This window comes from Anaerobutyricum soehngenii (genome assembly GCF_009697165.1).
GTDB lineage: Bacteria > Bacillota > Clostridia > Lachnospirales > Lachnospiraceae > Anaerobutyricum > Anaerobutyricum soehngenii.
This window is the reverse complement of the sequence record NZ_VULP01000048.1, coordinates 1-8,263: the sequence shown is the minus strand read 5'-3', so window position 1 is coordinate 8,263 and position 8,263 is coordinate 1. Positions and strand designations below refer to the sequence as shown.

8 protein-coding genes and 1 pseudogene are annotated in these 8,263 nt (G+C 35.5%); all 9 read left to right on the top strand.

Features of this window, described 5'->3' with window-relative positions; genetic code table 11:
* The first annotated feature begins 173 nt into the window (after positions 1-173).
* Positions 174-1,379 (top strand): hypothetical protein, encoded by a 1,206-nt coding sequence (locus tag FYJ25_RS14065; protein ID WP_154581574.1) that lies wholly within the window; start codon positions 174-176, stop codon positions 1,377-1,379.
* A gap of 262 nt (positions 1,380-1,641) precedes the next feature.
* The gene (locus FYJ25_RS14060) at positions 1,642-2,265 is read left to right on the top strand and encodes a hypothetical protein (protein ID WP_154581573.1); all 624 of its coding nucleotides are present in this window, start codon (positions 1,642-1,644) and stop codon (positions 2,263-2,265) included.
* 90 nt (positions 2,266-2,355) lie between these two features.
* Complete coding sequence (locus tag FYJ25_RS14055; protein ID WP_154581572.1) at positions 2,356-3,966, top strand: hypothetical protein; 1,611 nt, start codon at positions 2,356-2,358, stop codon at positions 3,964-3,966.
* 192 nt (positions 3,967-4,158) lie between these two features.
* On the top strand, positions 4,159-4,455 hold the full coding sequence (locus tag FYJ25_RS14050) for a hypothetical protein (RefSeq protein WP_154581571.1): 297 nt from the start codon (positions 4,159-4,161) through the stop codon (positions 4,453-4,455).
* A 25-nt stretch (positions 4,456-4,480) separates the two neighbouring features.
* Positions 4,481-6,211, top strand: a complete 1,731-nt coding sequence (locus FYJ25_RS14045; RefSeq protein WP_243145763.1) for a recombinase family protein — start codon at positions 4,481-4,483, stop codon at positions 6,209-6,211.
* Between the two features lie 67 nt (positions 6,212-6,278).
* Positions 6,279-6,623: a nucleotidyltransferase family protein gene (locus tag FYJ25_RS14705; protein ID WP_243145762.1), complete on the top strand. Its 345-nt coding sequence runs from the start codon at positions 6,279-6,281 to the stop codon at positions 6,621-6,623.
* Positions 6,620-6,880 (top strand): hypothetical protein, encoded by a 261-nt coding sequence (locus FYJ25_RS14700; protein WP_243145761.1) that lies wholly within the window; start codon positions 6,620-6,622, stop codon positions 6,878-6,880. The genes FYJ25_RS14705 and FYJ25_RS14700 overlap by 4 nt, the downstream gene beginning before the upstream one ends.
* On the top strand, positions 6,861-7,085 hold the full coding sequence (locus tag FYJ25_RS14035; RefSeq protein WP_096239384.1) for a DUF6718 family protein: 225 nt from the start codon (positions 6,861-6,863) through the stop codon (positions 7,083-7,085). The genes FYJ25_RS14700 and FYJ25_RS14035 overlap by 20 nt, the downstream gene beginning before the upstream one ends.
* A 98-nt stretch (positions 7,086-7,183) precedes the next feature.
* Positions 7,184-7,768: pseudogene (locus FYJ25_RS14030) on the top strand (peptidoglycan-binding protein); the annotation flags it as partial.
* Positions 7,769-8,263 lie beyond the last annotated feature (495 nt).

Below are 8,263 nucleotides of genomic sequence, written 5' to 3'. Positions count from 1 at the left end.
ATGTAGCTTAGCATATATTGGATCTGGGGAGTGCTCCACTGTTCTCTCCATGTTCCTTGTAACTTGTCCACCATATCAGTTCATTATAAAAATCTTAGATTTTTGTCTTGACAACTGAGCCACTATATAGGATTATGTGATTTAATAAAGAAAAGTAATGGGGGTACATGAGAATGACATTTAATATGTGGATAAAAAAACAAAAGGATATATACGGAGAGTTACAAAATCAACAATATGATTCACCCAAAAAGCAATGGGAGTTTTTTGATAATAGAATAAATTGTGTACTTGGAACAGCTAGGCACTCTGAACAATCGTATGAAGGTATGTTTCAAGAAAATAAGGATAGCAGGAATAATAGCAAGAAGGAAGAAGAGGCAAAAAGGGGACGCAAACATTTAGATGAAGATATAGAATTTGGAGAGGAAGAACAGAAATTTTTTAGAAAGATATTTGAAATGTTTCCTACCAGTGAAAAATTGACGTTAATAGAAGAGGATAAATGGGAGGAATTTAACATAGAGGATAGATTAGAATTATTTAATATTGCAGTAGATATGTTGGAAAATAATGGATATTGGTTTCCGCTTAGTTTTGGTAACTGGGATTTATGTAATCAATGGGCTGGTGGTAAATATCAATGCAAAGAAGATGAGTTAGAAGCAAAGTTATTTTTTCCACATATGTATAGAATTAAAAGTAAATTAATAGAATTAAAAGGAGAAATGCTTCAATATTCAGAATTAAATAAAGATAAATTGATAGATGAAGAAAAAAAATTTGAACAAGATTTAGATAGGTATTTATCTATATTAGATAGCAGAGCAACAGAGATGAGCTTTATTCAGAGAGTAAATAAAAAAATAGCGAAAATACAACAGTTACGGTGTGGTTTATTTAGAGAAGAAAGACTTAGAGAAGAAACAGATGAGAGAGAAATAATTACAGAGGAAGATAGATACTTCGAAGCTGGCTTGGATAGATATTTAAATTGGCTAGATGAAGATAAAAATGGGATTGATTATGCTCGAAGAATTATAAATAAAATAGAATATATTGAAAAAATGTGGAGTATATATGATGTGAGGTATAGCAGTGCGCAAATAAATAAAAATTTAGATATTTCAGAACTAAAAATAACAATACCAGAGGTTATACTCGAAGCAAATGAAGATATATATAATAGATACTGTAAACTAGGTGAAAAGATGGAGCAAGATAGCAAGGAAGATGATGTTTTTGAAGAAAAATTAAAAGAGTATATAGAACTTCTTCGTAAAGCAGGTGAAAGGCAGAGGTTTGGAAAAGAGTATATAGAAGAGACGGCAAAAAAATATGCAAAGAAATTTAATAAAAATGTTAATATAAAAAATTAGTTAGTAAAAAACAGTACATGGAAATCATATCTTAGAGTTGAAACTGAGATATGATTTCTTTTTTTGTGTAAAATTATTTATTATATCATAAAAATAAAAAAATAAAAATAGGTAAATTCGATAATGCAGAAATTAACTTTTTAAGAATTTTTTTGTGATTAAAGAACCGATAATATAGAGACAGCTTCAAAATACAGAGGAGCGGTATCAGATACCTTGGACTGACGAGTTCAAAAGAGTTTAGTTTTAGGAGGATTTTAAAATGTTAAAGAGAGTATTAAATACAGAGCTGGAGAAAAAAGTATTCGAAGATGAAATGATGGAGAAACTTAGTGTTGTTCCAGCGGAGTATGAGGTTTACGAAGAATATGCTTCACGGCAAGAGAACTTCGATAAAGATTTCTTCACTTATTGCAACAAAACTCCGTTGCTAGTAGATGCAGATGTAGCATCGTATGGCGAGTCAGAGGAAAATGTGGGCGTGCCAAATTGTAAGGAAAAGAGTTTAGAAACATTTATGGCAGAAAGTCAGGAGGAGATTAATAAGAAAAAGCTGGAGGAGGCAAGAATTAAATACCATTATAAATGGAGTACACAGTATATCAGAAAGCTAGAGGAGGAGAATCACAGAATAAGACAAAATAATTGTCGCTTGGCTAAAAGAAACGAACGGTTGGAAGAAAAGAACCAAAATTTGTTAAGCGAGTGCAAAGATTTAAGGAAAGAGAATAAATCTAAGAAAGAAAAATTGAAAAGACAAAAGCAGGTCTTAAAAAAATACAGGAAGACAGTCTTCAAGAATATCAAGAACGGCAAGTGGGATAACAAAAGAAGCCGTAGACTGATAAGTAAGCAGGATGTGGATGATTTGTTACTGTTATTGTGATTTTTATTGTTACATAAAAGAGGCTGCGGGCTATTAGTCCGCAGCATTGAGAGTCGCGTGAAAGAAAAATATAAAAGGAGAGTAATCATAATGAATTTTAGTTTTGTACCGAACCAAGGTTTAATGGTGGATGAAAGACATATAACAGAGTTTGATGTAAAGGTGAATCGAATCTTCTATTATATAGAGGAGGATGAGAGTAAAAAGAACCGTATGGAGTATGAGTTAGTGGCAAAAATGTTTGATGGGACAGAATTACCTCCTCGTAGAGTAAAAAAGCTTAATAACCTATCATATTTTACTTTGTGGACGGAGATTATGGATGCCGGATTAGATAGATGGGAAAGGCAGATGCTTTTATTACGTTTACAGACATCTTGTGAGGACGCAAAGCAGGTTAAGATGTATCACATAACTTCCAATGGGTATCAGACATTAGAAGTTGGTAAAGATATATTTGTTGCCGGTGATTATACATATATGTCAAACCAGGATGGGATACAGCTTGAAGTTGACGAAAATGTTAAACAAATGAAATGGAAAAATAAGGTACGATTAGCAGATAAGAAAAATGCTGATAGAAAAGAAGAAGATTACCTGATGGCATCACCAGGAGCCAGTGAAATCTTATTTACAGCAGTTTTGTTATCAGCTATAAAATTCGTGTTTATAAAAGCTGGTTTTAATCCGGCAGTATGTATCAATCTTTATGGAAAAACAGGAAGTTATAAGACTGCTTTAACGCAGGCGATGATGTACATGGAAAATCCTTCGCAGTTTATGTGCAGTTTGGTAAATGACCAAAAGAAGATGGCAGTGAAGAAAGTGCAACAGTGTTATGGATTTCCTATGATATTGGAAGATTATCACCCTGCGGCGACCGGTTACGATTATAAGCGGCAGATCTCTATGATGGATGCAGTGGTACGTCACATAGAAAGTAATCCTCAAAGTGCAGTTGTGTTTATTACATCAGAATTTCTCGATGGGGTAGAAAGTTTACAGTCAAGAACCCTTCAGATAGAGGCTCAAAATGTGGATTTGAAAACTCTTACTAAAATTCAGCAGGAGCAGACGATGGCAACTATTGTAATGAATTTTTTGGATAAATTATTAGGGAATATGAAAGATGTAATAGAAACCATTCAGACTCAGTATGAGGCGTTAAGCAGGCATGGAGAGCAGTCTATGCGAATTGAGGAAAGCATAGTCTTTCTTAAAATAACAGCTATTTTATATGGAAAATATGTGGATAACAGTGATAAATTGAAGCTTAAATCTAAGTTGGATAAAGCACTTACACTTCAAAAGGAGAAGCAGAAGTTACATTTAGAGCAGCTCAGTATGTCAGAGGAAGATTGGGTCATCAAAGTTGTTTGCGAATTAATAGATGATGAGGATCTATATTGTAGTAGATGCTCTTATAAAGATAAAGCATTATATCGAGGAGATGCCGAGGAGATGCTGATTGGTAATAGAGGGGTATTTCTTAGTAGAAAAGCATTGGTTTATGGACTTAAAAAGCATAATTGTACAGGTATTAGTGTAAATAGGATTATTTTAGCATTATCGCGGATGGAGCTTTTAGATGAAGATCGGGGAGGAACACATACTACAAAAATACAAAATGTGCGGGCATATTGCATTTTATATCATGAGTTGAAAGAACGGTATGAGGAATTAAGAGGTACAGGGGAATAAGACCATTGTAGGTAAAATAAGGAGCGGTAATTATATATTATCCTTCTGAAAGATTCATAGGAGACTATGTACTTTCTGATATATGGTTACCTATGAATCTATCATTTATCGAAATCAAATGTCTGTATAGCTTAAAACGATGCAGTCATAAGACAACTTATGATTTCAATACGATGTATAGGAGGTTTTTGTATGAATCAGACAACAAAGCGAAGTAAAGAATTAAAAGAAGTCCATGTAGGCAGAAATGCAACAGGAAAGTCTGTTACAGGTATTTCTTTAGAAGCTCCAAAGTATTCCTGCATAGAAACAAAACAGGATGGTGTAAAAGTTATCCTGGAGTTTCCAGAATTTGATGAGACAAGGGAACGGACAGAGGCAGGATACCATCAAATGGAGATTCAAAAAGAAGTAAATAATGTGCTGTCTCATACATTAAGGGAGCAGATTAAAAATCATCAGATTTATCATGTAGAAAGGATTTCCTAAGATGGGCGAGAAAAAGAGGGTGCGGATGCTACTTCGTGTAAGCTCTAATCAACAGTTGGAGGAAGATGGAGACTTAGGTATCCAGAGACAGTTGGTGAAAGAATTTATCGCACAACATGAGGAATGGCATCTGGATTCAAAGGAATACTTTGAGGGAAGTAATAGTGGATACAGTAATGCCGTAGAGAATCGTGATATTTTACAGCAGGCATTGCGAGATGCACAAAGAAACGAGTATGATATTCTTGCAGTCTATAAGGATGACCGAATCGGTAGAAGAATGTGGGAGATTGGTGCATATGTTATGCAGCTTAAAAGCTATGGTGTGGATATATACACGGTAAAAGATGGCTGTATCTCACCAGAGAGTGATGACATTATGGGGCAGATGATGTTAGCTCTGCGTTATGGCAATGCACAAAAGAGCAGTTCTGATACGGGAATGCGTGTCAAAGATACGGCACAAAAGCTAGTACAGCAGGGGAAGTTTGTCGGGGGGAAGGCTCCGTATGGATATAAATTGGAGCTGTCTGGAGAAATCAGTAAGCATGGCAGAGCATTACACCATCTTGTGATTATTCCCGAAAGGGCAAAGGCAGTAAAACATATATACGAGCTTTCTCTTGATAAAGAGTATGGTTCTTCAAAGATTGCCAGAGAACTGAATCTGGATGAGGAATATAAAGAACTTGCTCCATCTGAGGTATGGAGAGGTGGAACGGTAACCAGCATTTTAACGAATCCGATTTATGCAGGTTATACAGCTTATAAACGTAGAGAAAAGAAAGAAAACGGAAAAAGTAAGCGGTTAGATAGTTCTGAATGGATTCTCTCGGAAGAACCAAATCCAGAGATACAGATTATTAGTCCTGATGACTGGAATCTGGTTCAGATAAAAAGAAAGCAGAGAGGGATGAAGTATCGTACCGCTCCGCAGAATAAAGGTGTAAAGGTTATCGCAAGAAATGAGGGGATGCTTCCCCTCATTGATGTTATTTACTGTGGATACTGTGGCTGCAAATGTACAAATGGAAGTAGATATAACTATTGGACAATTAAAGATACGGGAGAAAGGAGGGCGAGCAGACAGGCAATATATAAGTGCCAGGATGCATGGCAGGGAGTTCCACATTACAAAGTCTATCAATTTAAAGCAGAAAGAATTGAAAAGATTGTGTTTCAGGCGATTGCCGAGTACATAGATAAGCTTCAGGAAAACGAGGATATTTTCGAGCAGATTTCCGAGAATGGGCGAAAGGCAAAAAAGGAGAAAGCGAAAGAACTTTCAAGAGAACAGGAAAGACTCAAGCATATCCAGCAAAAGATTTCTGTCATGGAAGATAAGATTCCAGAAGCGATGCTTGGAGAGTATCCTGTACCTGTAGATAAGCTGGTAGAACTGATTGAAAAGCAGAAGCAGGAAAAGGAACAGCAGGAAAAAGTGATTGCAGAGAAACAAAAGGAACTTGACGGAGCGGATGTCTCTTTTAATGAGTGGGATAGTCTGCGTATGCAGATTCCAACATGGAAGGATGTATTTCTGAATGCTGATAATCCAACAAAACGTGTTCTTGTGAATAAGCTTATTGAAAAAATATCTGTAAAAGAGGATGAAGTTGTGATAAGATTTAAGATAAATATAAACGAGATACGGTCAAAAGCTTTAAAGAAATCCGGAAGTATAGCGCCAGAGAATAAGCTGGAAGATAAGTCAGTTATCTTAGATAGTCTCAAGATTTATCCAAAGAAAGAATGACAAGTATGCTAAAGTGATTTTAAGATAGAGAATTTATAGAAATATAATAAACGTAAGGAGGGAAAATTTGGTCGATGATATTCTGAGGAAAGATGGTTTATCTTTGAAAAAATTAGAAATACTTTCTTACCGTTCTAATCTTGGCATTAATCTAAAGAAAAATTTGCATTATTTTATCAAAGAAGAATTATTTAAAGAATTGAAAGCGGTTAATCAATGGTATGATTTATGTACAGAATTGGAAAGTGTTGCAATAGATTATCGTATAAAAAGTATACAATCAGCAAAATTAAAATATGCACGTTATTATCCTGACCATCAAACAAGGAAAGTATTTGACGACCTTTTGGGATTTCGAGCATTGTGTGATAATTATGAGGATATACATTCTCTTAGTAAAGAAGAAATATGAGTTGTGGGAAAGCTCATGATGATGGGTATAGAGGAGTTCATGTATATTATCAATTAAGCAATTATCATTATCCGATTGAGATACAATATAATACTTATTATGACCGCCAGCTAAATAATTGGCTTCATAAGTATATATATAAACAGAAATATGATAATGAAATTGGTTGTATTTTGCGAAGACTTTATGAAAATGGAAGCATTAAAACAGAAAGTGAATTTAAAAAGGAGTTAGATTATGTGTTATCTAGTTGCTAAAAAGTTTGGTAGTGTAGGATGTTCTGCTTTACAAACTACTCATGGACAACATTTAGTGGAATTGAAAAAAAGAATAATTGATAAAGTAGGGACAGATAAGATACAGTTGGTTACCATTAGCCGTCCATCTGCATATGGAGAATATGAGCCGTATCATTTTTGTGACACAGAAGATGAATTTGAGAGAACAGTAGCAAAGATGTAAGTGCGAGCAAAAATATTCTTTTTACTTCTATAAATAAGTCTATATGAATGGCAGTCTCAACTCTGAACCCAAACCCCGAATGAACGATGGTTTCGACGTACAGAGGCAAAGGCAAAGATTTTACTATCACATCTTCCACTGCGTTTGATCAGAAGTGGATCAATGGAAAGAATACGTATCATTCGATTAGTAATGTAGTAGATGAGATTTTTAATTCTTATCTGTCAAGACCAGAAGTGACACAGCCAATCCTTACCCAGTATTGCGATGGAAAGAAAGTAAGCTGTCCTGAGTTTATGAGCCAGTGGGGTTCTAAAGCGTTAGGGGATGATGGACTTTCGGCGATTGAGATTTTACGGTATTATTATGGGGAAGATATGTATATTAATGAGGCAGAGACTATTTCGGGGGTTCCGGCTTCCTATCCGGGATATGAGCTGACGAATGGAACATCAGGACCAAAAGTACGGCAGATACAGGAACAGCTTAATGTAATTGCAGGAGATTATCCGTTGATTCCTAAAATAAAGGTGGATGGGATTTATGGACCAGCGACGGCAAATTCCGTAAAGGTTTTCCAGAAGATTTTTCATTTGCCGCAAACGGGTGTTGTAGACTTTGCAACGTGGTATAAGATCAGCCAGATTTATGTTGCAGTGAGCCGAATTGCGGAGCTGACATAATTTCTTGCAACCAGAAAAATTGTTATCGGAATTATGCACAAAGTGATATGGGAGAAAGGGGGGAAAGAAGCGGCGAAAGATAGAAATTATAGTTTTTCGCCCTTCTCTCTTGTAATTGTAGTCGATGTATGCTAGAATTTGTACAATTTAAGTATTTATGCAAAGAGCGGCAACGTGAGAGTCAGTTTTCTTCGCAAGTCTGAAAAGACACGTTCCCGGCCGATTTGTTTGATCAGTGTATTTTCGCACAACGGAGCCGGGGGAACCCGTCTTTTTTTTTGCAAAGAGTTACAAAAAGAGTTATAATTAGTAGTAACTTACTCTCTTGCTTTTTTGTATTTTCCTTAATATGCAGTTGCAAATGATTGAATAGGTAATTGCGAAACTCGCGATGCTCGTTCGCAATCTTGAACTTAAACAGGGAAGGATTCGTGCTTAGCACGAATCCTGGAATAAAAAGTGGATAACCGGACATTTTAGGCGCACTTTAATAAG